The 26,597-nt window shown below is 42.1% G+C and carries 23 protein-coding genes and 1 other RNA gene; 19 read left to right on the top strand and 5 right to left on the bottom strand.

All coding sequences use genetic code 11. The features are described 5' to 3' along the window. Positions 1-82: 82 nt before the first annotated feature. The 5 genes from PW220_RS08310 to PW220_RS08290 all read left to right on the top strand — a co-directional run bounded on the left by PW220_RS08310 (position 83) and on the right by PW220_RS08290 (position 5,231). Positions 83-1,009 (top strand): hypothetical protein, encoded by a 927-nt coding sequence (locus tag PW220_RS08310; RefSeq protein ID WP_248053981.1) that lies wholly within the window; start codon positions 83-85, stop codon positions 1,007-1,009. A 112-nt stretch (positions 1,010-1,121) separates the two neighbouring features. Then, the gene (gene trhO / locus PW220_RS08305; RefSeq protein WP_172028441.1) at positions 1,122-2,105 is read left to right on the top strand and encodes an oxygen-dependent tRNA uridine(34) hydroxylase TrhO; all 984 of its coding nucleotides are present in this window, start codon (positions 1,122-1,124) and stop codon (positions 2,103-2,105) included. Positions 2,106-2,217: 112 nt separating this feature from the next. Continuing rightward, the gene (locus PW220_RS08300; RefSeq protein ID WP_248053982.1) at positions 2,218-2,493 is read left to right on the top strand and encodes a VOC family protein; all 276 of its coding nucleotides are present in this window, start codon (positions 2,218-2,220) and stop codon (positions 2,491-2,493) included. 234 nt (positions 2,494-2,727) lie between these two features. After that, a complete protein-coding gene (locus PW220_RS08295; protein WP_248053983.1) occupies positions 2,728-4,401 on the top strand; it encodes an ABC transporter ATP-binding protein in 1,674 nt (557 codons plus the stop codon). Beyond that, entirely contained in the window at positions 4,398-5,231 is an 834-nt protein-coding gene (locus PW220_RS08290) for an energy-coupling factor transporter transmembrane component T family protein (protein WP_248053984.1), read from the top strand. Before PW220_RS08295 ends, PW220_RS08290 begins: the two co-directional genes overlap by 4 nt. A gap of 177 nt (positions 5,232-5,408) precedes the next feature. Here the strand turns inward: PW220_RS08290 and rsmG are convergent, their stop codons facing one another. From rsmG to recU, 3 genes are all read right to left on the bottom strand, one after another. After that, positions 5,409-6,122: a 16S rRNA (guanine(527)-N(7))-methyltransferase RsmG gene (gene rsmG / locus PW220_RS08285; protein ID WP_172049624.1), complete on the bottom strand. Its 714-nt coding sequence runs from the start codon at positions 6,120-6,122 to the stop codon at positions 5,409-5,411. Positions 6,123-6,326: 204 nt separating this feature from the next. Then, positions 6,327-8,489: a penicillin-binding protein PBP1A gene (gene pbp1a / locus PW220_RS08280; RefSeq protein WP_248053985.1), complete on the bottom strand. Its 2,163-nt coding sequence runs from the start codon at positions 8,487-8,489 to the stop codon at positions 6,327-6,329. Beyond that, the gene (gene recU, locus PW220_RS08275) at positions 8,470-9,087 is read right to left on the bottom strand and encodes a Holliday junction resolvase RecU (protein ID WP_248053986.1); all 618 of its coding nucleotides are present in this window, start codon (positions 9,085-9,087) and stop codon (positions 8,470-8,472) included. The genes pbp1a and recU overlap by 20 nt, the downstream gene beginning before the upstream one ends. Before the next feature lie 66 nt (positions 9,088-9,153). Here recU and PW220_RS08270 point away from each other — a divergent pair, with 66 nt between their 5' ends. From PW220_RS08270 to PW220_RS08250, 5 genes are all read left to right on the top strand, one after another. Next, the gene (locus PW220_RS08270) at positions 9,154-9,693 is read left to right on the top strand and encodes an SLOG family protein (protein ID WP_105118552.1); all 540 of its coding nucleotides are present in this window, start codon (positions 9,154-9,156) and stop codon (positions 9,691-9,693) included. A 70-nt stretch (positions 9,694-9,763) separates the two neighbouring features. Then, the gene (gene gpsB, locus PW220_RS08265) at positions 9,764-10,090 is read left to right on the top strand and encodes a cell division regulator GpsB (protein WP_105118551.1); all 327 of its coding nucleotides are present in this window, start codon (positions 9,764-9,766) and stop codon (positions 10,088-10,090) included. Between the two features lie 19 nt (positions 10,091-10,109). After that, positions 10,110-10,473: RNase P RNA component class B (gene rnpB, locus PW220_RS08260), an RNA gene on the top strand. 53 nt (positions 10,474-10,526) lie between these two features. Beyond that, a complete protein-coding gene (locus tag PW220_RS08255) occupies positions 10,527-11,690 on the top strand; it encodes a THUMP domain-containing class I SAM-dependent RNA methyltransferase (RefSeq protein ID WP_248053987.1) in 1,164 nt (387 codons plus the stop codon). A gap of 12 nt (positions 11,691-11,702) precedes the next feature. After that, entirely contained in the window at positions 11,703-13,139 is a 1,437-nt protein-coding gene (locus PW220_RS08250; protein ID WP_238139140.1) for a cell division site-positioning protein MapZ family protein, read from the top strand. A 47-nt stretch (positions 13,140-13,186) separates the two neighbouring features. On the opposite strand, the gene PW220_RS08245 is transcribed toward PW220_RS08250, so the two are convergent. Then, positions 13,187-13,669: an S-ribosylhomocysteine lyase gene (locus PW220_RS08245; protein ID WP_105118548.1), complete on the bottom strand. Its 483-nt coding sequence runs from the start codon at positions 13,667-13,669 to the stop codon at positions 13,187-13,189. 128 nt (positions 13,670-13,797) lie between these two features. Between PW220_RS08245 and PW220_RS08240 the strand changes: the two genes are divergently transcribed. From PW220_RS08240 to alr, 7 genes are all read left to right on the top strand, one after another. After that, positions 13,798-15,411, top strand: a complete 1,614-nt coding sequence (locus PW220_RS08240) for a ribonuclease Y (protein ID WP_248053988.1) — start codon at positions 13,798-13,800, stop codon at positions 15,409-15,411. 119 nt (positions 15,412-15,530) lie between these two features. Beyond that, entirely contained in the window at positions 15,531-16,151 is a 621-nt protein-coding gene (gene gmk / locus PW220_RS08235) for a guanylate kinase (RefSeq protein ID WP_043025413.1), read from the top strand. A 32-nt stretch (positions 16,152-16,183) separates the two neighbouring features. Next, positions 16,184-16,498, top strand: a complete 315-nt coding sequence (gene rpoZ, locus PW220_RS08230) for a DNA-directed RNA polymerase subunit omega (RefSeq protein ID WP_004195201.1) — start codon at positions 16,184-16,186, stop codon at positions 16,496-16,498. A gap of 69 nt (positions 16,499-16,567) precedes the next feature. Further along, a complete protein-coding gene (locus PW220_RS08225) occupies positions 16,568-18,958 on the top strand; it encodes a primosomal protein N' (RefSeq protein ID WP_248053989.1) in 2,391 nt (796 codons plus the stop codon). A 350-nt stretch (positions 18,959-19,308) separates the two neighbouring features. Further along, entirely contained in the window at positions 19,309-21,834 is a 2,526-nt protein-coding gene (gene secA, locus PW220_RS08220) for a preprotein translocase subunit SecA (protein ID WP_105118545.1), read from the top strand. A gap of 78 nt (positions 21,835-21,912) precedes the next feature. Further along, complete coding sequence (gene acpS, locus PW220_RS08215; RefSeq protein WP_248053990.1) at positions 21,913-22,272, top strand: holo-ACP synthase; 360 nt, start codon at positions 21,913-21,915, stop codon at positions 22,270-22,272. Beyond that, positions 22,265-23,368, top strand: a complete 1,104-nt coding sequence (gene alr / locus PW220_RS08210) for an alanine racemase (protein WP_248053991.1) — start codon at positions 22,265-22,267, stop codon at positions 23,366-23,368. Before acpS ends, alr begins: the two co-directional genes overlap by 8 nt. A 38-nt stretch (positions 23,369-23,406) precedes the next feature. On the opposite strand, the gene PW220_RS08205 is transcribed toward alr, so the two are convergent. Next, entirely contained in the window at positions 23,407-24,762 is a 1,356-nt protein-coding gene (locus PW220_RS08205) for an aspartate kinase (protein WP_248053992.1), read from the bottom strand. 172 nt (positions 24,763-24,934) lie between these two features. Between PW220_RS08205 and PW220_RS08200 the strand changes: the two genes are divergently transcribed. After that, a complete protein-coding gene (locus PW220_RS08200) occupies positions 24,935-25,576 on the top strand; it encodes an HAD family hydrolase (protein WP_248049834.1) in 642 nt (213 codons plus the stop codon). A 156-nt stretch (positions 25,577-25,732) separates the two neighbouring features. Further along, a complete protein-coding gene (locus tag PW220_RS08195) occupies positions 25,733-26,524 on the top strand; it encodes an enoyl-CoA hydratase (protein ID WP_248053993.1) in 792 nt (263 codons plus the stop codon). Positions 26,525-26,597: the final 73 nt, after the last annotated feature.

The raw sequence follows: 26,597 nt of genomic DNA, 5'->3' as shown, positions 1-26,597 counted from the left end.
TGATTTTTTTGAGAAAGATATTGACAGTATGATATAATAATATAAAAGAATAGAAATTGTCAGATGAAGGGAGGAGTGATGTATGGCTTGGACAGAAGAAAATATAGCTCCCCTTATTCATTCTATTCTCAATCCAGGCGAGGAGATTTTAACCATTTATCAGTCTGGAACGACAGATTCTCTCTATATATGTGTTTTATGGAATACGATTTATTACAAGGTCTTTCGCATCAGTAATCATCCATCTACCTCAAGCTACAAACAACCCACCTTCTATGATTTTCATGGGGAATTTTACATGAAGGGGGCTATTCGAAACTACCTCTATCAAGAGGGAAGTTGGTATGTCTTGACCAAACAAGGCTACTACTTGCTACAATTTTTTCAGAAAGCTTGGGATGCTAAGCAGGATATTTTCGCTAGTTGGCATAAAGGCAGGTTACAGGTCCGTTTGCTCATAGAGGAAGAAGAGGCTAGCTGTCTGGTCCACTATCGTTTCCCTGACAATCAGGCTAGGGAGGTGGAACGCCTCCTAGCATCAGGTTTATTGACTGCAACCTACCTTTCCCGTTCCTCTCTCAAAATACGGATTAGCCGGTTTGTAGCTCCCTATATAGAGGTCATTGGCCACAGCCAACTCTATCGTAAAAAACCGAGTAAATCCATGCTTCAGTGGGAAAAATATCAGTCCCAGCTCATTGAACTCCAAAGGACCTATCGCTTGGTTGAGGATAGGCCGCCGTCGACTTTTGTTGAAAAGTGGCTGAGCTTACTACAAACCTATCTCTGCTCTGCTATTGTCACCTACTGGAAAGAGATGATTAAAGATGTGGAGTGGCAAGAGAAGGAGAAGGTGGAGCTACCGAAAAATAGGGCTAAGCAGACCGATCCCATAAAGGACAAGTGGAAGAAGAATATTGCCAAGCGCCACAAGCGCCAGGTGGGACAACTCCTCGGTGATGATGACTTGGAAAAATTGAAACAACTCAAATCTGAATTGGAAGAGTAATTTTCAGTTCAGATTTTTGTTTTTTGACTGTGTAAGCGATATAATGGAAGGTGGCTTTGACTAGAAAAGTCAAAATTCTATCATCTATTGCAAAGATTGAGAAGGAGAAATCATGTCAAAAGACATTCGCGTATTGTTATACTATAAGTATGTTCCGATTGAAAATGCCAAAGAGTATGCTGCAGAGCACTTGGCTTTCTGTAAGTCTATCGGATTAAAAGGACGTATCTTGATTGCTGATGAAGGCATCAACGGTACTGTTTCTGGTGACTACGAAACAACACAAAAATACATGGACTATGTTCATGCTAACCCATTGTTCAGTGATTTGTGGTTTAAGATTGATGAAGAAAATGAGCAAGCTTTCAAGAAAATGCATGTTCGTTATAAAAAAGAAATTGTTCACCTCGGTTTGGAAGACAACGACTTCGACAGTGATATTGACCCACTTGTGACAACAGGTGCTTACTTGTCACCAAAAGAGTTCAAAGAAGCTCTCTTGGACGAAGATACAGTCGTTTTGGATACCCGTAACGACTACGAGTACGACCTTGGCCACTTCCGTGGAGCTATCCGCCCAGACATCCGCAACTTCCGTGAATTGCCACAATGGGTGCGTGATAACAAAGAGAAATTCATGGACAAGCGCGTGGTGGTTTACTGTACAGGTGGTGTCCGCTGTGAGAAATTCTCAGGCTGGATGGTTCGTGAAGGCTACAAGGATGTTGGTCAGCTTCACGGTGGTATCGCAACCTATGGTAAAGACCCAGAAGTTCGTGGCGAATTGTGGGATGGTAAGATGTATGTCTTTGACGAGCGGATTGCAGTTGATGTCAACCATGTAGACCCAGTTGTTGTTGGTAAGGACTGGTTTGATGGCACACCATGTGAACGTTATGTCAACTGTGGCAACCCATTCTGTAACCGCCGTACCCTCATGTCAGAAGAAAACGAGCACAAGTATGTTCGTGGCTGTTCAGCTGAATGCCGTGCCCACGAGCGCAACCGTTATATCACTGAAAACGGTTTGACCCGCCAAGAATGGGCAGAGCGTTTAGAAGCGCTTGGTGAAAGCCTTGCTCCAGCAAATGCCTAATAATACTAAAATTGCATTGAGAAATCAGTGTAATTTTTTTATGTAATCAGAATGCTTGATTTTTTCTTCGGTCCAGTCTATACTAAGCCAATCAACCAGAAAAGAGAAGAAGATGAAATCATTTTGGATGAACTTAGCAGTAGCAGACCTTGAAAAAGCTGGTCAGTTTTATGAAGCAGTTGGTTTTTCTGTGGCGACTTTTGGAGATATCAAGTCAGCAACCCTGCCAGAAGGTGGTAACTTAATTTTGATGCAGGAAGGGACCTTTACCCAACGCGTACCATTTCAGCTAGCAACTAGTGGCAATGAAGTCTTGATTTCGCTTAATGTGGCGAGTAGGGAAGAAGTGGATAGCCTTATCGAGCGTGTTGAAGCAAATGGCGGGTAAATTACAGGTCGCCCGACAGATGCCCATGGCTTCTATGGAGCAAGTTTTACAGACCTTGATGGTCATCATTTTAATGTGATTGTGATGTAAGAAACATTTATTTGTCGGGAAATATTTGTTTACATCGGTTAAGGAATATTCTTTAGCGAGTTATATCGTTCGTCATAGCTCATGGATTGGGAGAAAGGGAGAATTCTTCCTTTTTTTCATGCTGGATTCTGATATAATAGGAATATGAAAAAAGTCATCGAATTCAAGAATTTTTCTTTTACATACAATGCGCAGACGGAAGCGACCTTACATGGTATTGATTTGACTATCTATGAGGGAGAGAAGGTGCTGATTATTGGTCCATCTGGATCGGGCAAGTCCACTCTCGGTCAAGTTTTAAATGGGATTATTCCAAATATCCATAAGGGAACCCATTCTGGAGATTTCAAGTTGATGGGGCAGTCTGCTTTCGACCAGTCCATTTACCAAAAATCTCTCTTGGTCAGCACTGTCTTGCAGGATACGGACGGTCAGTTTATCGGGCTTTCTGTTGCTGAAGATATGGCTTTTGCACTGGAAAATGACATGGAAACCTTGGCGACCATGAAAGAACGAGTTCATGACTGGGCAGAACGCTTGGAACTAAAAGAATTGCTCAGCCATCGTCCCCAGGATCTTTCGGGAGGTCAGAAGCAACGGGTCAGCCTAGCAGGGGTCTTGATTGATGAAAGTCCTATTTTGTTATTCGATGAACCTCTGGCCAACCTGGATCCCAAATCTGGTCAAGATACCATTGACTTGATTGATCGTTTGCATGCTCAAGAGGGAACAACGACCATTATTATTGAGCACCGCTTGGAAGATGTCCTTTATCGACAGGTAGACAGAATTGTGTTGATAAACGATGGACGTATTCTCTTCAATGGTCATCCAGATCAGCTCTTGCAGACTAGTCTATTAAGAGAAAATGGTATTCGAGAGCCCCTCTATATTTCTACCTTACGAGGTTTAGGCTATCCAATTGAAAGAGCTGCCCACCTCTCTTCTGTCTGGGAACTTGAACTAGCTTCTTTAGAAATGGGGCAACTCCCAAGTGTCAACTTGACAGAAGTGGAAAAGGAAGTCTTGCTGGAAGCCCGCAATTTGCAATTCGCTTACTCTGATAAAACCATTCTCTCAGGTATTGATTTAAATATTTATAAGGGTGAACGCTTGGCCATCGTCGGAAAAAATGGGGCTGGCAAATCAACCTTGGCCAAGGCCTTGTGTGCCTTTATTCAACCTGATGGGGAGATATTGTGGCAAGGTAAATCCATTAAGGATGATTCTGTTAAGGAGAGGGCGGAGCGGATTGGTTACGTCCTTCAGAACCCTAATCAGATGATCAGCCAGACCATGATTTTTGATGAGGTAGCCCTTGGTTTACGAATGAGGGGAGTGGTGGAAGAAGAAATTGAGGCTAGGGTCTTCAAGATTTTGGAGGTTTGTGGCTTGTACCAGTACCGCAAGTGGCCGATTTCAGCCTTGTCCTACGGTCAGAAGAAGAGGGTGACCATTGCCTCTATCTTGGTGCTTAATCCTGAGATTATTCTGTTGGATGAACCAACGGCTGGCCAGGATCAACGTCACTATCAGGAAATGATGGATTTCTTGGACCAACTAAATGCCCAAGGACATACCATTGTGATGATTACCCACGATATGCAGTTGATGTTGGATTATTCAGATAGGGCTATTGTTGTGGTGGATGGTCAGATTATCGAAGATGCTAGTCCAGCAGAAATCTTGTCAAATAGCCAGGTCATTGAGGAAGCCAATTTGAAGGAAACATCTATATTCCACTTGGCAGAACGCTTGGCAGTAAACCCGTTGGAATTGACCATGTTCTATATGCAGGAAGAAAGGAGGGGGCAATGAGCCAACAACATTTAATTGGTTACCATAAAGGAAGAGGCATCATTTATGATTTGTCTGCTGTTACCAAGCTCTTGTTTTTCCTGATTGTGACAATTATTGCCATGGTGACTTACGATACCCGTTTGATTGCCTTTATCGCACTATTCTCGCTGGCCTTATTTAAACTATCCGGTATTCGCTATAAGGATGTGTCCCTTGTTCTGCTCTTTACAATTGTTTTTGCCCTCTTAAATGCCTTGATGGTTCATCTGTTTGCACCAAGGTACGGAGTAGAGCTCTATGGGGCTGAAACGGTTATCCTTTCTGGTTTTGGTTCCTATTCCTTGACTAGTCAGCAGTTTTTTTATCTGTTTAACTTACTCTTGAAATATTTTTGTACAGTTCCTCTGGCTCTTGTCTTTTTGATGACAACCCATCCGAGCCAGTTTGCTTCAAGCTTAAATCAGATTGGGGTATCCTATAAGGTAGCCTATGCGGTTAGTTTGACCATGCGTTATATCCCAGATATTCAGGAGGAGTTTTATACTATTCGGATGTCCCAGGAAGCGCGTGGTTTGGAGCTATCTAAGAAAGGCAAGTTAATGGACCGTATTAAGGGCAATCTAGCTCTGGTTATCCCCTTGATTTTTGGTTCCTTGGAGCGAATTGATACCATTTCGACAGCCATGGAATTGCGTCGTTTCGGGAAAAATAAAAAAAGGACTTGGTATAGCTACCAAGCCTTGCAAAATATTGATTATCTGGTTCTAGCCCTTATTTTAGTGCTTATTCTCATTACAATTGGACTTTTATTTGTGAATGGTGGACGTTTTTACAACCCGTGGAGATAGAGAAAGGGAGCGGGAAAGAACTCGACTGGTAAAAAAAGAGTTCGTCTTCCCGCCCCCGCACAGTTGATTAGGTCAGATTTGGAGTGTAAAATACGAACAAATCTGCCAATCAACCACTGCGCTGAGATGTTGACACAAACCCTGAGAAGCGAGGTTGGGCTTTTTGCTCAGCCTCTTTTACAGTGGTCGTTTATTTGGCATACCAGCCTTCCGTGGAAACTTATTGGGAGTTTCCTTTTTCTTTTCGACAATGGTTAGTGTGCGTGGATCGCCGTTTGGCAATTGATAGTCAACGTTTTCAATGACCTTACCAAAAAGGAGAGTCAGGGCGTTCTTAGCTTGAGCCAATTCGTCCTCAGCGCTAGAGGCTTTGAGGGCAATGAGTTTGCCATTGAGTTTTAAATACGGAATGGTTAGCTCTGATAAGATCTGCATACGTGCAACTGCCCGAGCAGTAACAAGGTCAAATTGAGCACGAAATTGCTTGTCTTGGGCAAAATCTTCAGCTCGCCCATGATAGAAATGCACATTCTCCAATCCCAATTCCTCTGCCAACAAATGCAAGAAATTGATCCGCTTGTTGAGAGAGTCAATGATGGTCACATCTAATTGAGGGTAGATGATTTTCATGGGCAGACTTGGAAATCCTGCTCCCGCTCCGATGTCTAATAATCGAAGGGGCTCATTTTGGATATGCCCTTGCAGAATTGGCGCGATGGAATCATAAAAATGCTTGAGATAAACGTCCTCTTCTTCTGTAATGGCCGTCAAATTGATTTTTTCATTCCATTCTACTAAGAGTTGAAAGTAGCGGTAAAATTGTTGTTTTTGTAGGTCAGTTAGTTGAATGCCTTGATCAGCCAAGGTCTTGTAAAATACTTCAGGTTTCATAGTTTTATCTTACCATAAATTCTTGAAATTGTGGAGAGGTGGGTAAGGAAGAACAGGCAAGAGTGCCCATTTAGTTAGTTTATAGTCATTTGAAGAGCTTTGATACATCTTCTACCTCAGTTCCTTGTCTGAAGGCTCTTCATTCGACAATAGTTTTGTAACCCATACAATAAGAAAAGGCTGGGCCTAGGTCCAACCCTGTTCTTATTGGCCATCCGATGATTGCTCTGAGGATGAAGTATTGGTTGCTTCTGAGTCAGCTGTAGTATTTTCAGTTTGAGATTCTGAAGAGGAACTTTGTGTTGATTGCTCAGTGGATTCACTGGAACTAGACACTGTGCTACTATAGTTATTGTAAGTATTATAACTATTATAAGCATTGGATAGAGAACGGCTGCCTTTCAAATAGTAATTTGAACCATAGCGAACCAAACCACTCGGCACTTCCCATTCAGTAGCAGTATAGTCAGAATGCATATAGGCCATCATATGGTGATAAACGTCTGTAGCAACTCGCATCCCATTATCTAAGATCGGGGTCATACGGTTGGTGTAACCGGTCCAAACGGCCATGGCATACTGGCTAGAGTAGCCGACGAAGTTCTCATCTGGAACGACACTGTAGCTATAGTTAGCTTCAGGAACAGAAGCAAGAATGGATTCTGTTTCGCTGTCGGTATAGTTTGAGGTACCGGTTTTACCAGCCATCGGAATACCGCTGACAGTAGCGTTTAGTCCGTAACCATAACTCAATACAGATTTCATCAAATCTGTCATCATATAGGCTGTTTCTTCCGTCATAACACGGTTCCCTTGAGGAGCATACTCCGAAACTGTTCCATCGCTAAAGACAATCTTATTGACATATTGTGGAGCGTAATAAGTTCCGCCATTGGCGAAGGCAGCATAGGCTGCAGCCATTTTTTCAGAACTTGCACCATATTGACGACCTGTATCGGAAGTGTTACTAGAAATCGCATTTGAGTAGTGCATTTCTGGATAATTAATGCCGATACTGTTCAAGAATGCCAGAGAGTTTTCTAGTCCAGTTGCTTCAAGAGCCTTGACTGCTGTCACATTACGTGAATACTGAACAGCTGTCTTGATTGAAATGGATCCGTAGAATTGCTTGTCCCAGTTATTGATCGGGATAGTTGTGCCAGGGAAATTGTAAGGTCCATCGACCATAATGTCAGCCGTTGAAGTGTAGATGCCATGTTCATAAGCAGGAGCATAGTCGGTGATGGGTTTCATGGTCGAACCAAAGTCACGGTTGGTTTCAACAGCCTGGTTGGTACCGAAGGAAACATTACTTGATTGGTGCCGTCCGCCCAACTGTGCAACGACCTTACCGTTTGATACATCCACGACCGTAGAGGCTACCTGCATCAAATCATCCGGGTAGCTGACATACATATCGGTATTGTAAATGTCCCACAACTGCTGTTGAGCAGCAGGATCTACGTTTGTATAGACATCCATACCCGTAGTTAACAAGTTGTAGCCTGTTTTAGCCTCAACTTCTTCGATAACCTGCTTGAGATAGTTATCCATATAAGCAGGATAAGCTGCTTCATTGGATAGAGCCTGTAAACCATCAGTGACTGGAGTCAGCACAGCTTGCTCGTACTGGGCATTGTCGATGTACTTTTCTTCCAACATTTCAGCTAGGACTAAATCTCTGCGTGTTTTAGCATCTTCAGGGTTGGTATAAGGATCGTATTGGTTAGGAGCTTGAGGCATACCTGCCAGTAAGGCGAGCTGGGCTAAAGTAAGATCTTTCAATTCTTTACCATAGTAGGAATGTGCAGCTGTTTTCATCCCGTAGTTTCCATTGGCCATAAAGACTTTATTGACATAGTAGGTCATGATTTCTTGCTTAGTCTTGTCTTTTTCCAGTTGGGTTGCTAACCAGGCTTCTTGAATTTTCCGTTTGATGTTTTGGTCTTCGGAAGAAGTTGAGAAGTAGGTCAGTTTGATGAACTGCTGATCAAGTGTCGAACCACCTTGTAAGCGTCCGCCCGTCAGGTTGTTAACCAAAGAACCAGCGATACGGATAACGTCCACACCCCTATGGTTGAAGAAGCGCTGATCTTCAATCGCAACGATGGCATTGACCAAATCAGTCGGAATTTCTTCGGTTTTGGCGCTAGAACGCTTTTCTGCTCCCAGGTCAGCAATCAGACTTCCGTTTTTGTCGTAAATCTTACTGGATACTGTGGCTGTCAAACTTTCTTCGGTTAGCTTGGGAGCTGTTACTATCCAGTAACCTACCAAGAGGGAACCGACTAGAAAGGTAAGAATAAAGCCAGCTAGTAAGACGTTTGCAACTACTAGGAGAGTTTTTTTAATACTTGTAGTTTTCAAAAGAGTCACCACCTAATAAATTTTTTTCAACCACTTCCAGATAGGGTACGCTTGGAAAGCGTCCCATTTGAATCTCAAAGCCAAATTGTCGAATGAAAGAGAGAGGCATGGATTTGCTTCCCTTATCTACTTGGTAGAATTCAATCAAGTGAACGGCAGGTAAGAGATAGGTTTCTTTAAGTGTTGAAAAGTGAAGAAGAACAAAGCATACGCCACCCTGCTTTACAACCTGTTTCATGTGTTCAATCTGATGCTCATGAAAATTCTTCATAGGCATAGATGCTTTTTGTCGCGTTTCCTTGGCTTCGAAATCAATATAATGTTTCCTGAAAACTCCTGAGTAATCCGTTGTAGATGCCTGTCGAAAATAGGCCTCTACAATTTTCGCACGGCTTCTCTTTGGATAATCAACCTTTACAATCTGCACAGGAGTAGGTTTCTTATGTATAACCGCAATCTCGTGAGCAAGATAGTAAAGGTTGCTATCATTGATAGCAGCTTCAAAGGACATTCCCCGATTAGCGAAGCTAATTTTTTGAGATGAAACAGAATTGGTTCTATTGATTTTTTTAGCTATCTTATGAGGATAATTGACCATAGAACTCCTTCTTGATAAAATAAATATCAGCATATTATACCACAATTAGAGAAAAGAGTACAAGGAATGCATACTAAGAGCCTTTTGATAAGGGGATATACACATACCGAGCTAGGGATTTTTTCAGACAAGGACCCGCGGCTAGCCATCATAAAATTGGCTATCAAGCAGGATCTTGTTCGAATTTTGGAGGATGGAGTGACCTGGTTTGTTCTGACAGGTCAGTTGGGCTTTGAATATTGGACTTTAGAAGTTTTAGAGGATTTGCGGTCGGAAGGTTATGGTTTTCAAATAGCGACCATCTTCATGTTTGAAAATCATGGAGAACAATGGAATGAAGCCAACCAGCTGAAATTGCAGCGCTTTAAGCAGACGGATTTCATTAAGTATGCCTACCCTCGTTATGAGAATCCTGGTCAGTTTAAAGATTACAATAAATTTTTAGTGGATAATACTGACGGAATCTATCTGTTTTACGATGCTGAAAATGAAACCAACTTGAAATATTTATATCATCAAGTCTTAAAAAAAGAGGAGTATGATAGAAAAACGCTTACCTTTGAACAACTGAATGAGGTGGCAGAAAATTTTTCAAATTCTGAGTGATTTGACTTGATTTTTCCCTATTTTTTTTAATATAATAGGACTAGTGATGTTTTAGATATGGGAGAGAGAAATGGCAAGTATTAAATTTACAACTAAAGATATTTTTGAACAAGATTTTAAAGTCGGTTTCCGTGGCTACGATCAAGATGAAGTCAATGACTTTTTAGATGAAATCATGAAGGATTATGATGCTTACGAAGCTATTATCAAGGAGTTGAAAGGCGAGATTGCTCGCTTGAAAGCTCAGGTAGCAAACACTCCTAAAGTTGCTGCTGTTGAGGAAGTAAAAGATGTGCTTCCTACGGAACGTCCATCCTCGGCTACAAACTTTGATATTCTTCGTCGTTTAAATCGTTTGGAGAAAGAAGTCTTCGGCAAACAAATCGTTCAAGACTGATAGATAGAAATTGCGTGCAATTTTTGGATAATCGCGTGGTAGGTTTCAACCATGAGGAAAGTCCATGCTAGCACTGGCTGCGATGCCGGTAGTGTTTGTGCTAGGCGAATCAATAAGCCTAGGGACGTTGGTAACGTTACGGCGGTTAAAATGGCTACGTCATCAGATATGCCAAAGTAGACCTGAAAGTGCCACAGTGACGAAGTTTTTATGGAAACGTAAAAAATGGAACGCGGTAAACCCCTCAAGCTAGCAACCCAAACTTTGGTCGGGGCATGGGATGGATGGAATTGAACTGAAATCCTGACTGTGAAAACAGTAGACAGATGATTATCGAAGGTGGTAGAACCTAGTGCCACTGGAACAAAACATGGCTTACAGAAAATTGCATAAATAGGTAGCTAGCTTTGCTAGCTTTTATTTTAGAAGGAAAAAAATGAAAAAACAGTTTGAATTGATTGCGACCGCTGCAGCTGGCTTAGAGGCAGTTGTTGGTCGTGAAATTCGCAATCTCGGCTATGAGTGCCAGGTGGAAAATGGTCGTGTACGATTCGAGGGTGATGTGAAGGCGATTATCGAAACCAACCTCTGGCTACGTTCGGCGGACAGGATAAAAATTATTGTTGGTCAATTTCCAGCAAGAACCATTGAAGAGCTTTTCCAAGGAGTTTTTGGTTTGGATTGGGAGAATTATCTGCCTTTGGGATGCAAGTTTCCAATTTCCAAGGCCAAGTGTGTTAAATCCAAGTTACACAATGAGCCGAGTGTACAGGCTATTTCGAAAAAAGCAGTTGTTAAGAAATTACAAAAACACTTCTCTCGTCCAGAGGGAGTGCCGCTCCAGGAAGTTGGTGCAGAGTTCAAAATCGAGGTATCAATTTTAAAAGATGTGGCAACAATCATGATCGATACGACTGGTTCTAGTTTGTTCAAGCGTGGCTATCGGGTGGAAAAAGGTGGAGCACCAATCAAGGAAAATATGGCAGCGGCCATTTTACAGTTATCTAACTGGTATCCTGATAAACCCTTGATTGATCCAACTTGTGGTTCAGGGACCTTTTGTATTGAAGCGGCCATGCTGGCCAAAAATATGGCTCCTGGCTTGAAACGTAGCTTTGCTTTTGAAGAATGGCCGTGGGTTGATGACCAGTTAGTGGCAGATCTACGAAAAGAAGCTCAGGCTGCTATTAAATCAGATTTGGTCTTGGATATTGCGGGGTCAGACATCGATGCTCGTATGGTTGAAATTGCCAAGAAAAACGCTTTTGCGGCTGGAGTAGATCAGGACATTGTTTTCAAACAGATGCGAGTTCAGGATCTGCGGACGGATAAAATCAATGGTGTTATCATTTCAAATCCACCTTATGGAGAACGTTTGTTGGATGACGACGCAATCATCACACTGTATCGTGAGATGGGGCAAACCTTTGAGCCTTTAGAAACCTGGTCTAAGTTTATTTTGACCAGTGATGAGCAATTCGAGAAGCGTTTTGGTAGGCAGGCTGATAAAAAGAGAAAATTATATAATGGTACCTTAAAAGTAGATTTGTATCAATTTTTTGGTCAACGTGTCAAGCGTCAAATGGTAGAAGAGAAATAATAGGAGGATATCGTGGAAGAAAATAAGAATAAGCTACCCTTGGAAAATGAGAAAGTTTTGGATTTTGAAGTAGCTAAGGATTTAACCATTGCAGAAGCCGTAAAGAAACATAAGGAAATCGAAGCAGGTGTGACTGAGGATGATAGTCTTTTAGATCGTTATATCAAGCAACATCGGACAGAGATTGAGTCGCAGAAATTTGAAACCAAGGTCAATCATTTGCCACTGGTAGAACCTACTGGCGATGGGGAAGAAACGAATGTTCAGACAGCTAGTCTTTCGACGGCTGTGACTGATGAGATTCTTGCAGTTGGCAAGGCTGTGACTGAGGAGGTAGAAGTACCGACTGCTCCTTTGGAAGAAACAATTGTTGCAGGTGCGGCAGTGGTTGACAGTATAGCGACTGTTTCCCGAGAACAAGAAGTGGATGATTGGGGTCAGGCGGAGGAAGCTGAGAAGGATAGAAAGAAAAAAATCTATTTCTGGTCAGCTTTAGCAGCTCTTTTTGTCACTATCTTAGCAACGGCTTTCATGTGGTTGAACTCAGTGAATAAATCGACCACGGAAACAGCTAGTAGTTCAAGCAGCAGTCAGACATCGACCACTGCAAGTAGCTCGGCAGATGCTAATAGTCTAGCCTTTGAACAACTCTATGCTAGCTTCTTTACAGATAGTAGTTTGACAAAGTTGAAGAATTCTGAGTTTGGTAAATTGGCGGAGTTGAAGGCCCTCTTGGACAAGATGGAGAAAAATTCAGATAGTTATAAAAAAGCCAAGGAACAGTATGATAATCTTGAAAAAGCCATTGCTGCTATTCAGGCAATCAATGGGCAATTTGATAAAGAAGTTATCGTAAATGGTGAAATTGATACCACTGCCACTGTTAAAGCGGAAGCCAGTCTTTCTGCTACTAACACGGGTATTAGCTCAGTGGATAGCTTATTGGCTTCTGTTGTCAATTTTGGACGTTCTCAACAGGAAGTTGCTGCTAGCTCTGCCACAGCTGTTGCTGCTCCAGCTGAAAACTCTCAGGCTGCTTCGGCATCTGCAGAAACCACTGCTCCAGCCTCAACCGAGAGTGCGGTAGTCAATGATAGCGTTGTTGGTGCTATTAGTGGAGCAGCAACTATTTACGGAATTCCTGTACCAGAAGGAGTTGCTCTACAGCGTGATCGCAGCCGTGTTCCTTACAATCAAGCCATGATTGACGATGTCAACAATGAAGCTTGGACTTTCAACCCTGGTATTTTAGAAAATATTGTAGCTATTTCTCAACAGCGTGGTTATATTACAGGCAACCAATATATCTTGGAAAAAGTGAACATCATTAACGGAAATGGTTATTACAATATGTTTACACCGGATGGTAGCTATCTCTTCTCGATTAACTGTAAGACAGGTTACTTTGTTGGTAATGGCTCAGGTCATTCGGATGCCTTGGATTATTAAGCAAAACAAAAAAAGCGGTTGAACCGCTTTTTTTATACCCTATCTTCTTAAATCGGTTTTCTTTCAAAGGCATCGCTTGAAATACCTTGTGAAACAATCAATTTTGCCCACTCTTTAGCTGAATGTAGGCTGTGGTCCTTGTAGTTTCCACAGGATTCAATGGTTGTTCCAGGGACATCCTCCCAAGTAATGCCATCTGCGATCTCTTCCAAACTCGCTTTGATGACTTGAGCAATTTCTGCTGGATCTTGCTTGCCCCACATAATCATGTGAAAACCAGTTCTGCATCCAAAGGGTGAGCAGTCAATCAGACCGTCAATCCGCTGACGGATGAGTTTAGCCAAGAGGTGTTCAATGGTGTGCAGACCAGCTGTATCCATGGCATTTTCATTGGGCTGAATTAGACGGATATCAAAGTTTGTGATAATATCCCCTTTTGGACCAACTTCTTCTGAAATCATGCGGACATAAGGAGCCTTTACAATAGTGTGGTCCAATTCAAAACTTTCAACGGTAACTTCTTTTTTCATTTGTTCCTCCAAACTATGTGATGAATTTATTATAACATATTTGTTAATTTGGAATTGTGAAATCGGTTCAATTATGGTAAAATAGATACAGATTTTGTGAAAATCGAATTTAAAAAAGAGGTAGAAATATGGAAATCATTACACTTGTAGTGACTTTTGTTTCTGCTCTCATTGGTTTAGTAATTGGCTACTTTGCCATTTCTTTGAAGATGAAATCTGCAAAAGAAACTGCAGAATTAACCCTTTTAAATGCAGAACAAGAAGCTAGTAATGTTCGTGGTCGTGCGGAAGAAGCAGCAGAAGCTATTTTAAGAACAGCTGAACGTGACCGCCAGACCTTGAAAAAAGAATTACTCTTGGAAGCTAAGGAGGAGGCTCGTAAGTACCGAGAAGAAATCGCAGAAGAATTTAAGTCAGAGCGTCAAGAATTGAAACAAATTGAAGTGCGTTTGACCGAACGTGCCAGCAATTTGGATCGAAAAGATGACAATTTGACGACTAAAGAAAAGACTTTGGAGCAAAAAGAACAAAGTCTAACGGATAAATCTAAACACATTGATGAGCGTGAGCAAGAAGTTGCTAAGTTGGAAGAGCAAAAAGCTCTAGAATTAGAACGTGTAGCGGCACTCAGTCAAGAAGAAGCGAAAGACATTATCTTGACAGATACACGCGATAAGTTAACTCATGAAATCGCAACTCAAATTCGAGAAGCAGAGCGTGAGGTCAAAGAACGTTCGGATAAGATGGCCAAGGACTTGTTGGCCCAGGCTATGCAACGGATTTCAGGTGAATATGTAGCTGAGCAGACGATTACGTCTGTTCACCTACCAGATGATGCTATGAAAGGTCGGATTATCGGACGTGAAGGACGTAATATTCGTACCTTTGAAAGTTTGACCGGTATCGATGTTATCATTGATGATACGCCGGAAGTGGTTGTCCTATCAGGTTTTGACCCCATTCGTCGTGAGATTGCTCGTATGACCATGGAAACCTTACTTCAAGATGGTCGGATTCATCCGGCTCGTATTGAGGAATTGGTTGAAAAACACCGTGTAGAGATGGATAATCGTATTCGTGAATATGGTGAGGCTGCTGCCTATGAAGTTGGCGCACCTAACCTTCATCCAGATTTGATTAAGATTATGGGACGTTTGCACTTCCGTACATCCTATGGTCAAAATGTCCTCCGTCACTCGATTGAGGTGGCTAAATTGGCAGGTGTTCTCGCTGCTGAGTTGGGTGAAAATGTCAACCTGGCTCGCCGTGCAGGTTTCCTCCATGATGTTGGTAAGGCCATTGACCGTGAGGTAGATGGTAGCCACGTTGAAATTGGTACTGAATTGGCTAAGAAGTACAAGGAACACCCGATTGTGGTCAACACTATCGCCAGTCACCATGGTGATGTCGAGGCTACAAGTACTATCGCAGTTATTGTAGCAGCAGCGGATGCCTTGAGTGCAGCTCGCCCAGGTTCTCGCCGTGAGTCTATGGAGGCCTATATCAAGCGCCTACAAGACTTGGAAGAGATTGCTAATAGCTTCGATGGAATTAAACAATCTTATGCTATTCAAGCAGGCCGTGAAGTGCGGATTATTGTTCATCCAAATAAAATTTCAGATGATCAAATTACTATCTTGGCCCACGATGTTCGTGAAAAAATTGAGAATAACTTGGATTACCCAGGAAATATCAAGATCACTGTCATTCGAGAAACAAGAGCAACAGATATTGCTAAATAATGTAGAGGGAGCCCAGTCAGCTCCCTTTCTGTTTGAAAAAATACCCTGCTCATTTAAAATCAGTTGAAATTCCTAGGGATTTTTGTTACACTAGAATGAAAGATTTTAAAGGAGATATCATGAAAGAGCGAGGCTTACTCATCGTATTTTCCGGCCCGTCGGGAGTTGGGAAGGGAACGGTTCGAAAGGAAATTTTTGAGAGTTCAGATAATAAATTTGAATATTCTGTGTCCATGACGACACGTCCACAAAGACCTGGAGAGGTTGATGGGGTAGATTATTTCTTCCGTAGCCGTGAGGAGTTTGAAGATTTGATTCGTCAGGGTCAGATGTTGGAATATGCTGAGTATGTTGGCAACTACTATGGAACTCCTTTGACCTATGTCAATCAAACACTTGATAAAGGGATTGATGTTTTCTTGGAAATTGAAGTACAGGGAGCTCTTCAAGTCAAGAAAAAAGTTCCAGATGGAGTTTTCATCTTCTTGACGCCACCAGATTTAGAAGAATTACAAGATCGCTTGGTTGGTCGTGGTACAGACAGTGAGGAAGTCATTGCGCAACGTATCGAACGTGCCAAGGAAGAGATTGCCCTCATGCGGGAGTATGACTATGCGGTTGTCAATGATGAAGTTCCTTTGGCAGCAGAACGTGTCAAACGAATTATCGAAGCAGAGCATTTCCGTGTCGATCGCGTAATCGGTCGTTATGATGAAATGATTCGTGATGTGAACAAGTAACAGAACCTTAACAGAAAGTAGAGAATAGAACTATGATGTTGAAACCATCTATCGATACCTTGTTGGACAAGGTACCATCTAAGTATTCCTTGGTCATTCTTGAGGCAAAACGTGCCCATGAATTAGAAGCTGGCGCAAAACCAACTCAAGAATTTACTTCCGTAAAGTCAACCCTTCGTGCTTTGGAAGAAATTGAATCAGGCAACGTGGTTATCCACCCAGATCCAGAAGCAAAACGTGAGGCAGTTCGTCGCCGTGCGGAAGAAGCGAAGCGTTTGGCAGAAGAGGAAGAGAAGAAAATCAAAGAACAAATCGCAAAAGAAAAAGAAGAAGGCGAAAAGATCTAATAGAAAACTCGGTTGGTTTTGCCATCCGGGTTTCTTTTCACTTATAATTATTGAAAGAGAGGAGGTTCTATGTTAGCAGAGGTCATTGTAGACGTTCCTTTGATGCAGACGGATCAAGCGTATTCTTATCGAGTTCCAGCTGACTTGGAAGAGGGCCTCATGGTTGGCGTACGTATCCATGTTCCCTTTGGCAAGGGTAATCGCCTCATTCAAGGAATTGTAGTTAACTTGATTGATGAAGATGATACGCATGATTTGCATGATTTGAAAGAGATTGCGGAAGTTTTGGACTATAGTCCTGTTCTCAATCAAGAGCAATTTTGGTTGGCTGACCAGATGAGGAAGTCGGTTTTCTCCTACAAAATTACTCTCTTGAAGGCTATGTTGCCAAGTCTTCTCAATTCCACATATGATAAATTGCTCAGACCGGGGCATGGCTTGGAAATAGCAGAGCAGGTCAGTCTGTTCGGTGATAAGGACCAGATTCGTTTTTCTGACTTAGACGTGAAAGAGCAAGGAAAAATCATGCGTCTGGCCCAGTCTGGAAAAATCTTGGTTGACTATGTGGCTAAGGATAAAAAGCAAATCAAGACAGAAAAATGGTATCGGGTTTGTCTGGAGAAATTACGAGAAGCAGAAATCAGTAATCGGGCTAAAAAACGGCAGCAGTTAAGGGAATTTTTGCTGGAACACTCGGAAGACCAGCTCCTTTCAAATCTAAAATCGGACTATTCAACTGATACGCTCCGCTATTTCCAAGAAAAGGGCTATATAGAAGTTTGGGAAGAGGAAGTTTCGCGGACTCAGGGAGTTTTTGATAAGGTGGAAAAAACGCAGGCCTTGGATTTGAATCCAGAGCAGGCGATTGCGGTTCGTGAGATTGTGGCCTCTATCGGTCAGGAAAGTCAGACATTTTTACTGCAAGGAGTGACAGGTTCTGGGAAGACGGAAGTCTATCTCCAGGTTATTGATAGAGTCTTGAAAATGGGGAAAACGGCTATTATGCTAGTGCCTGAAATTTCCTTGACCCCTCAGATGACCAATCGCTTCATCTCTCGTTTTGGTCAGAAAGTCGCCATTCTCCACTCTGGACTGTCTGATGGAGAGAAGTATGACGAGTGGCGGAAGATTGAGGCGGGGAATGCCCAGGTGGTTGTCGGAGCTCGCTCGGCCATTTTTGCCCCTCTGACCAATTTGGGTGTTATCATTATTGACGAGGAGCATGAAGCAACCTACAAGCAGGACAGCAATCCACGCTACCATGCGCGTGATGTAGCAAAGTTGCGGGCAGACTATAATCGAGCGACTCTGGTCTTGGGTTCTGCTACGCCCAGTCTTGAAACACGGGCTCGGGCTAGTAGGGGAGTTTATGGAAGACTTACTCTAAACCAGAGGGCTAATCCCTTGGCTCGTATTCCAGAAGTGGAAGTTGTGGATTTCCGAGATTACATTGGTCAGCAGGAGGCTAGCAATTTCACACCTGTTTTGATTGAGAAGATTAGAGAAAAGTTGGCTCGTAAGGAACAGGTTGTTCTCATGTTAAATCGGCGTGGTTATTCTTCTTTTGTCATGTGTCGGGATTGTGGGACTGTGGACCATTGTCCAAACTGTGATATTTCCCTAACGCTTCACATGGATACAAAAACCATGAATTGCCACTACTGTGGTTTTCAAAAAGGAATTCCCCAGACTTGTCCAAACTGTCAAAGTCGTTCCATTCGCTATTATGGAACTGGTACGCAAAAGGCCTACGATGAGTTACAGGAGCTCTTGCCAGAGGCCAGAATTTTGCGGATGGATGTAGATACCACCAAGAAAAAAGGGGCTCACGAAGACTTGCTCGAACGGTTTGGTCGAGGAGAAGCGGAAATTCTTCTGGGAACCCAGATGATTGCCAAGGGCTTGGATTTTCCAAATGTGACTCTGGTTGGGGTTCTCAATGCTGATACGGCCCTCAATTTGCCTGATTTTCGTTCTTCTGAGCGAACCTTCCAGTTGTTAACTCAGGTAGCTGGTCGGGCTGGTCGGGCAGATAAGGAGGGGGAGGTCTTAATTCAGACCTACAACCCAAACCACTATGCCATTGCCTTTGCCAAAGAGCAGGACTATGAAGGTTTCTATCGTTATGAGATGGGCATTCGGAAAAATCTTGGCTATCCGCCTTACTATTTCACAGTTGGATTAACATTTTCGCACAAGTCGGAAGAATTTGTCGTAAAAAAATCCTATGAAACAGTAGCCTTTCTCCGTCAACACTTAACGGAGGCTATTCAAATTTTGGGACCAACTCCCAAGCCCATTGCTAGAACCCATAATCTCTACCACTACCAAATTATCTTAAAATACCGTTACGAAGACAGTTTGGAAGAGGTGCTCAATCAGATTTTGGATTGGACGCAAGAGCGAGAAAACCAAGATTTGCGTTTGATTATTGATAATGAACCGCAGAATATGATGTAAGGTCTGGATAGGCCTTGCATTTTTTATTTTTCACATAAGAGTTTATTGACAATTATAAATGTAGTTATGTTCGACTATAGTAGAAATTGTGTTTCGTTCGTACTACTTAACTTGTCTTACACTTCTATTTACTAATGGATTTCTTTAGAGCTTAGGTGTTGGATGGAATAATATAGGTGTTGCTGAATTAAAGTTGACATTATATTCAAAATGAATAAAACGATAAAGGGCAGTACACTATTTTTAATTTTATACAATGTATGCTTTGGACTAATCATACAAACCTTGAAAATTAACTATTTTTTTGCTACAATAGATTATTGATTAAAACTTGAAATAGGATGAAATATATGTTAGCAAATAAACTTCGTTCTCTTATCGAAAATGACAAAGGAGAACAAAGAAAACTTGAAAGAATGGCAGATAAGGTCTTCTCTTATGCAGATGAGATGGAAGCCCTGACCGACGAACAATTACAAGCCAAGACTAATGAGTTTAAAGAGCGGTATAAAAACGGAGAATCCTTGGATGATTTATTGTATGAAGCTTTTGCCGTTGTACGTGAAGCGGCAAAACGTGTCCTAGGTCTGTATCCATATAAAGTCCAGGTTATGGGTGGAATTGTTCTCCATAATGGTGATGTGCCAGAGATGCGTACAGGTGAAGGAAAAACCCTTACTGCGACCATGCCAGTTTACTTAAATGCACTTTCTGGAGAAGGTGTACACGTTGTTACAGTCAATGAATACCTATCAACTCGTGACGGAGAGGAAATGGGGCAACTCTATTCTTGGCTAGGTCTATCTGTTGGAATCAACTTGGCGGCAAAATCATCTTTTGAAAAGCGTGAAGCTTATAGCTGTGATATTACCTATTCTACAAACTCTGAAATCGGTTTTGACTATCTTCGTGACAACATGGTTGTTCGTGCGGAAGATATGGTACAACGTCCGCTCAACTATGCCTTGGTTGATGAGGTAGACTCAATCTTGATTGACGAAGCACGTACGCCTCTGATTGTTTCTGGTCCACAGAGTTCAGAAACCAATCAACTTTATTTCTTAGCGGATAAACTAGTTAAATCCCTGAACAGCGAAGATTACATCATTGATGTTCCATCAAAAACGATTGGTCTATCAGATTCGGGGATTGATAAGGCTGAAAAATTCTTTAAGTTGGATAACTTGTATGATATTGAAAATGTGGCCATTACACATTTCTTGGACAATGCTCTTCGTGCCAACTATATTATGATCTACGATGTGGACTACCTTGTGAATGACGAACAAGAAGTCATGATCATTGATCCATTTACAGGTCGTACCATGGAAGGTCGTCGCTATTCTGATGGTCTGCACCAAGCTATTGAGGCTAAAGAAGGTGTGCCAGTTCAGAACGAATCCAAAACTAGTGCGTCCATTACCTACCAAAACTTATTCCGTATGTATAAAAAACTTTCGGGAATGACAGGTACTGGTAAGACAGAAGAAGAAGAATTCCGCGAAATTTATAATATTCGTATTATTCCAATCCCAACCAACCGTCCAATTCAACGTATTGACCATGAAGATTTGCTTTACCCAAGTTTGGAGTATAAGTTCAATGCGGTGGTTGCAGATGTCAAACGTCGCTATGAAAAAGGTCAGCCAGTACTTGTAGGTACAGTGGCTGTGGAAACGTCTGATTACCTTTCTCAACGTTTGGTGGCTGCTGGAATTCCTCACGAAGTATTGAATGCTAAGAACCACTATCGTGAGGCCCAAATTATTATGAATGCTGGTCAGCGCGGAGCAGTTACCATTGCGACCAACATGGCAGGTCGTGGAACAGACATTAAGTTAGGTCCAGGTGTTTTGGAGCTAGGCGGTCTATGTGTGATTGGTACTGAGCGACATGAAAGTCGCCGTATTGATAATCAGTTGCGTGGTCGTTCTGGTCGTCAAGGTGACCCGGGTGAATCGCAATTCTATCTTTCATTAGAAGATGATTTGATGAAGCGTTTTGGTTCAGAACGTATCAAGGTCTTTATGGAACGTATGAACTTGACTGAGGAAGAATCTGTCATCAAGTCTAAAATGCTAACTCGTCAAGTCGAAGCGGCTCAAAAGCGTGTTGAGGGGAATAACTATGATTCTCGTAAACAAGTTCTTCAATATGATGATGTGATGCGTGAGCAACGCGAGATTATTTACCGCCAACGTCAGGATGTCATCACATCTAATCGCGATTTATCTCCTGAAATCAAAGCTATGATCAAGCGTACAATTGAGCGCCAAGTCGAGGGGCATTTCCTTGGTTCTAAAGAAGAGGCTGTTGAAGGAATTCTAAAATTTGCTCATGCTAATTTGATTGATGAAGGATCTTTGAGTGTTTATTACTTTGAAGGATTAAATAAAAAAGAAATCATTGATGAGCTTTATGACCGAGCCTTGAAAGTGTATGCTTCACAGCTTGAAAAACTACGTGATGAGGAGAGGGTGCGGGAGTTCCAAAAAGTTCTAATTCTCCGTGTAGTAGATAGCAAGTGGACAGACCATATTGATGCTCTGGATCAATTGCGTAATGCAGTTAGCTTGCGTGGCTATGCTCAGAATAATCCTATTGTAGAATACCAATCAGAAGCCTTTACGATGTTTAATGATATGATCGGTGCTATTGAATTTGAGGTTACTCGCCTGATGATGAAAGCGCAAATCCACGACAATATTGAGCGTGAACGTGCTACTCAAGAGGCTCATACAACAGCAGCCAAAAATATTATGCCGGTTCAATCACAAGCTGAAGAAGAACAAGTATCTTTTGAAGGCGTGGATCGAAATGACCCATGTCCATGCCAATCTGGCAAGAAATTCAAAAATTGTCACGGCCGTAAATAGAAAGAACGAAAGGACTGGACGGCTGTCCAATCCTTTTCGCTATTTTAGAGAAAATTTTTGATAGGGAGAAACTCTTCAATGATAGTTGGATATGGAATTGACCTTCAGGAAATAGCAGCGATTGAGCGTGCCAGGCAGAAACATGATGGTTTTCCCAAACGAATTCTCACGGATAGGGAATTTGAACGCTATCAAAAACTACACGGACGTCGTCAGCTAGAATATCTAGCAGGTCGTTGGGCGGCAAAAGAGGCTTTTGTAAAGGCGATAGGGACTGGTATAGGTAAGGTGACCTTTCGGGACATTGAAATTTTAAATGCTAGCAGTGGTGCACCTTACATTGTTTGTAGCCATTTTTCAGGGAAAGTTTGGTTGAGTATTAGTCATTCAGGGAATTTTGCCCAGGCCAGTGTTATTTTGGAGGAGAAAGATGATTGAAAGTGAACATCGCCCCACGCAAGTTCTAGTCAATTTAGACGCTATAGTTGGAAATCTTGAGCAGGTGATGGCACACTTACCGGTTAAGGCAGAAGCTTTTGCGGTTGTTAAGGCCAATGCCTATGGTCATGGTGCAGTTGCAGTAGCTAAAAGATTATCCAATAAAGTAGCAGGCTTTTGTGTATCTAACTTGGATGAGGCTTTAGAGTTGCGCAGGGCAGGCATCGAAGACCCGATTTTGATTTTGGGTATCGTGCCTCCGCACTTCTTACAGTTAGCCCATCAGTTAAATATCAGTGTGACGGTTGCTAGTTTAGAATGGCTGGAGCAAGCGCGAAATGTAACTGAGGACTTATCAGGCTTAGCAGTTCATTTAAAAATCGATACGGGTATGGGGCGAATTGGTTTTCGAAGTGAAGAGGAATTGCAACAGGCTCTGGATTTGTTAGATGATTTAGAGTTTGAGCTAGAAGGTATTTTTACCCATTTTGCAACAGCAGACGAGGTAGACGAAAGGCAATTCCAAGAACAGTTGTCTAGCTTTAAAGCTTATTTGGCTCTCTTGCCACGTTTGCCACGCTGGGTTCATGCCAGCAATTCTGCGACCAGCATTTGGCATACAGACACTGTCTTTAATCTGGTTCGTCTGGGCAATATTCTCTACGGAATGAACCCAAGTGGGAGGACCCTAGAATTACCATTTTCGGTGGAACCAGCCTTGTCCCTGGTTTCGGAAATTGTCCATGTCAAGCAGGTTCAGGCTGGAACTGTAATTGGTTATGGATCTACTTATACTAGCCCAGAAACAGAGTGGATTGCCACCGTTCCGATTGGCTATGCGGATGGAATGGTGAGAAGTTTGCAAGGTTTTCATGTTTTAGTCGATGGCAAAACTTGTGAAATAGTAGGGCGGATTTCTATGGACCAAATTACCATTCGCTTACCAGACTACTATCCAATCGGTGAAAGAGTTACCTTAATCGGGCAAGATAATAAAAATAGCATTAGCGTTCAAGATTGGGCAGACTATATTGGTACTATCAATTATGAAGTTGTCTGCCTATTAACTGACCGTTTGCCACGCTTTTTCGAATAAAAAAACCATGCTAGGAAGTAATCTAGCATGGTTTTTACTTATTTCTCCTCAAAAAATGCATCGTAGAGGGCCTTGAGAGCCTTCTCTTTTTCTTCTGTTTTGACAACGAACATAACAGAAACCTCGCTAGCGCCCTGCGAAATCATGGCTAGGTTGACATTTTGTTGAGAAAGTGCAGCCGTAGCGGTAGCGGTCACACCGACATGGCTTTTCATATTCTCACCAACAATCATGATGGTAGAGAGACCGTGTTCGATTTCAGCCTTATCAACTTCCAGTTTCGTCTTGAGCTGGTGAAGAATTTCTTCTTCCTTGATTGGTGTCAATTCACGCTCACGTAGTACAATAGATAAATCATCAATACCAGTTGGCATATGTTCAAAGCGGATATTAAGGTCTTCAAGGATTTGCAAGACCTTGCGTCCAAAACCAACTTCACGGTTCATCAGATACTTAGACATATTGATACTTACGAAGTCATCATCCGCAGCGATACCGACAACAGGAACTGTTTTTTCAGTGTGTTTGTGAACAATGCGAGTGCCAGGATGACCAGGATTATTGGTATTTTTAATAACTAGCGGAATGCGACCGCGATAGGCTGGAAGAAGGGCTTCATCATGGAGCACGGAGAAGCCGGCATAAGCCAATTCGCGCATCTCACGATAAGTCAATTCCTTGATAGAATGTGGATTTTTGATAATACCAGGATGGGCAGCAAAGATGCCATCTACATCGGTAAAGTTTTCGTAAAGATCAGCCTTTACCCCTGCTGCTACGATAGAACCAGTGATGTCTGACCCTCCACGTGAGAAGGTACAAATTTGATTGTCAATCGTTACTCCAAAGAATCCAGGAATAATGAGGATTTCATCTGAGTTACGCAGCTCTTCAATTTTATCATAGCTCGATGGAAGAATTCGAGCGTTACCTGGTTCAGAGCTAACGATAATACCAGCCGTCTTGGGATGGACATAGCGAGCTGGTAAGCCTTTAAAGGTGAAGTATTCGGCAATCAATTTTGCATTGTTATCTTCACCAGCTGCCAAGAATGCATCGTAAAGAAAATCGTTGTTCTCAATTGGCAAACTTGCTAAATCCTTGATGCTTTCGGCAATTTTCTTCATGCTCTTGGCAGTGAAACCAAGTTCGTCGACCATTGCCTGATAGCGATTGATAATCCAATCTTGACTAGCAGTAACATCTTTTCCATGGATATAGTCCTTGTAGTACTTAATCAAGGCATCGGTAACCTTGGTATCTTCAGCATTTCGTTTTCCGGGTGCTGAAACAACGACAAAGCGACGCTCAGGATCGGATTGGACAATATTGAATACTTTTTCTAATTGACTAGCAGAAGCGAGAGAGCTTCCGCCAAACTTAATCACTTTCATTTGTAACTCCTAGGATATTTTTTTCTATTATAGCAGAATAGTGAGGGATTGTCAGTACATATAAACAAATCTTATGGCTACTGGTCTTTAAAACGAACAATTGCACTTTCAAAAATTTTCTGAAAACAAAAAACTTCTGCTATGTTACAATAGAATGGAAGAGGAGAAAGACATGGTAAAAGCAATTATTTTTGATATGGACGGTGTCCTGTTTGATACGGAAACGTTTTATTTTCAACGCCGAATTGATTTTCTAGCTACTAAGGGCTTATCAGTAGAGCACTTGGAACCATCTATTTTTGTTGGTGGAAGAGCCAGCCAAATGTGGAAGCGAATTTTAGCAGATGATTATGAAAATTGGGATGTGCCAGCCTTAGAAGCAGAATACCGGCTCTATAAGGAAGAACGTCCAACACCTTATGCTGAGCGCCTGTTTCCAGATGTAAGAGATAGTTTGGAGCGGTTAAAAAACAAGGGCCTCCCTTTGGTATTGGCGTCCAATACAGATGGAGCAGAGATTGAACGTGCCTTGTCTGAGGCGGGAATTGCAACATACTTTGATCAAACTTTTTCGGGTATGGATTGTCAAGCACCAAAGCCACATCCAGCAGTGTATGAACAGGCGGTCCAAGCTTTAGGAGTGGATAAAAAGGATATTTTGGTCTTTGAAGACAGTTCTAAGGGAATTGCGGCAGCAAAAGCGGCAAATCTGACTGTCTGGGCTATTCGAGATCGGCATTACGGTATCGACCAGTCCCAAGCTGATAGGCTAGTAGATAGCTTAGGACAGGCAATGAATGACTTAGATGTTTAATAGAAAAAGTTGGTTTTGCCAGCTTTTTTTCGGATGTCACACTATATTTTTGGAAAAACAGTGACAAATTGCAAATCTGTGCTAGAATGAGATACAAGAGTTTGAAATTTGATATTCAAATATTTTAACCATCAAATCATTTTCAAAGGAGAAGAGATGACCTACCAAACAATTTCCTATCAGGTAACAGGAAATCTTGCCGTTCTAACCTTTAATCGTCCCCATGTGGCTAATGGTTTTAACATCCCTATGTGTGAAGAAATTCTTGCGGCTATCGAAGAAACAGCTCAGAATGACCAAGTCCAATTCTTACAAATAGCTGCTGCTGGACCTATATTCTCTGTTGGTGGTGATCTGGTAGAGATGAAGCGAGCAGTGGATGAGGATGATATTCCTTCCTTGGTACGTATTGCAGAGCTGGTGAATGACATTTCCTTCGCCCTTAAACAACTTCCTAAAGTTGTCATTATGGTCACCGATGGTGCGGTGGCGGGTGCGGCAGCCAATATGGCAGTGGCGGCTGATTTTGTAATCTCCTCTACTAAGACTAAATTTATCCAAGCCTTTGTTGGTGTTGGTCTTGCACCAGATGCGGGTGGAATTTTTCTGCTTAGTCGTGCTATTGGTGCCAATCGTGCCAGCCAGTTGGCTATGACAGGTGAAGGCTTATCTGCTGAGAAAGCCTTGGAATACGGCATTGTTTATAAGCTGGTAGAGCCAGAAAAGTTGGAAAAAACGGTTCAGCAGGTCCTTAAGAAACTCACGCGTGGATCTATCAACTCTTATGTTGCCATAAAGCAACTGGTCTGGGAAAGTCAATTCAAGGACTGGCAATCCTATCGCCGCTTAGAGTTGAACTTGCAAGAAAGCTTGGCTTTTAAAGAAGATTTTAAAGAAGGTGTTCGGGCCCACGCTGAGCGGAGAAGACCAGTATTCACAGGAAAATAATTTAATTTTTTAGAAAAAATATTTGACATTCAAATTATTTTGGCTTATACTTTGAATATCAAAGTAAAGGAGG

Source organism: Streptococcus sp. 29892 (assembly GCF_032594935.1).
Taxonomy (GTDB): Bacteria; Bacillota; Bacilli; order Lactobacillales; family Streptococcaceae; genus Streptococcus; species Streptococcus hyiners.
This window is presented reverse-complemented; position numbering and strand designations above follow the sequence as displayed.

Coding starts and splice junctions, on each gene's coding strand:
- rsmG (WP_172049624.1), bottom strand. CDS start 6,122: ATGAAACCTGAAGTATTTTACAAGACCTTGGCTGATCAAGGCATTCAA.
- recU (WP_248053986.1), bottom strand. CDS start 9,087: ATGGTCAATTATCCTCATAAGATAGCTAAAAAAATCAATAGAACCAAT.
- secA (WP_105118545.1), top strand. CDS start 19,309: ATGTTAGCAAATAAACTTCGTTCTCTTATCGAAAATGACAAAGGAGAA.
- PW220_RS08240 (WP_248053988.1), top strand. CDS start 13,798: ATGGAAATCATTACACTTGTAGTGACTTTTGTTTCTGCTCTCATTGGT.
- PW220_RS08270 (WP_105118552.1), top strand. CDS start 9,154: ATGCATACTAAGAGCCTTTTGATAAGGGGATATACACATACCGAGCTA.
- PW220_RS08290 (WP_248053984.1), top strand. CDS start 4,398: ATGAGCCAACAACATTTAATTGGTTACCATAAAGGAAGAGGCATCATT.
- trhO (WP_172028441.1), top strand. CDS start 1,122: ATGTCAAAAGACATTCGCGTATTGTTATACTATAAGTATGTTCCGATT.
- PW220_RS08255 (WP_248053987.1), top strand. CDS start 10,527: ATGAAAAAACAGTTTGAATTGATTGCGACCGCTGCAGCTGGCTTAGAG.
- PW220_RS08225 (WP_248053989.1), top strand. CDS start 16,568: ATGTTAGCAGAGGTCATTGTAGACGTTCCTTTGATGCAGACGGATCAA.
- PW220_RS08295 (WP_248053983.1), top strand. CDS start 2,728: ATGAAAAAAGTCATCGAATTCAAGAATTTTTCTTTTACATACAATGCG.
- alr (WP_248053991.1), top strand. CDS start 22,265: ATGATTGAAAGTGAACATCGCCCCACGCAAGTTCTAGTCAATTTAGAC.
- acpS (WP_248053990.1), top strand. CDS start 21,913: ATGATAGTTGGATATGGAATTGACCTTCAGGAAATAGCAGCGATTGAG.
- rpoZ (WP_004195201.1), top strand. CDS start 16,184: ATGATGTTGAAACCATCTATCGATACCTTGTTGGACAAGGTACCATCT.
- PW220_RS08200 (WP_248049834.1), top strand. CDS start 24,935: ATGGTAAAAGCAATTATTTTTGATATGGACGGTGTCCTGTTTGATACG.
- PW220_RS08205 (WP_248053992.1), bottom strand. CDS start 24,762: ATGAAAGTGATTAAGTTTGGCGGAAGCTCTCTCGCTTCTGCTAGTCAA.
- PW220_RS08245 (WP_105118548.1), bottom strand. CDS start 13,669: ATGAAAAAAGAAGTTACCGTTGAAAGTTTTGAATTGGACCACACTATT.
- gmk (WP_043025413.1), top strand. CDS start 15,531: ATGAAAGAGCGAGGCTTACTCATCGTATTTTCCGGCCCGTCGGGAGTT.
- PW220_RS08195 (WP_248053993.1), top strand. CDS start 25,733: ATGACCTACCAAACAATTTCCTATCAGGTAACAGGAAATCTTGCCGTT.
- gpsB (WP_105118551.1), top strand. CDS start 9,764: ATGGCAAGTATTAAATTTACAACTAAAGATATTTTTGAACAAGATTTT.
- PW220_RS08310 (WP_248053981.1), top strand. CDS start 83: ATGGCTTGGACAGAAGAAAATATAGCTCCCCTTATTCATTCTATTCTC.
- PW220_RS08300 (WP_248053982.1), top strand. CDS start 2,218: ATGAAATCATTTTGGATGAACTTAGCAGTAGCAGACCTTGAAAAAGCT.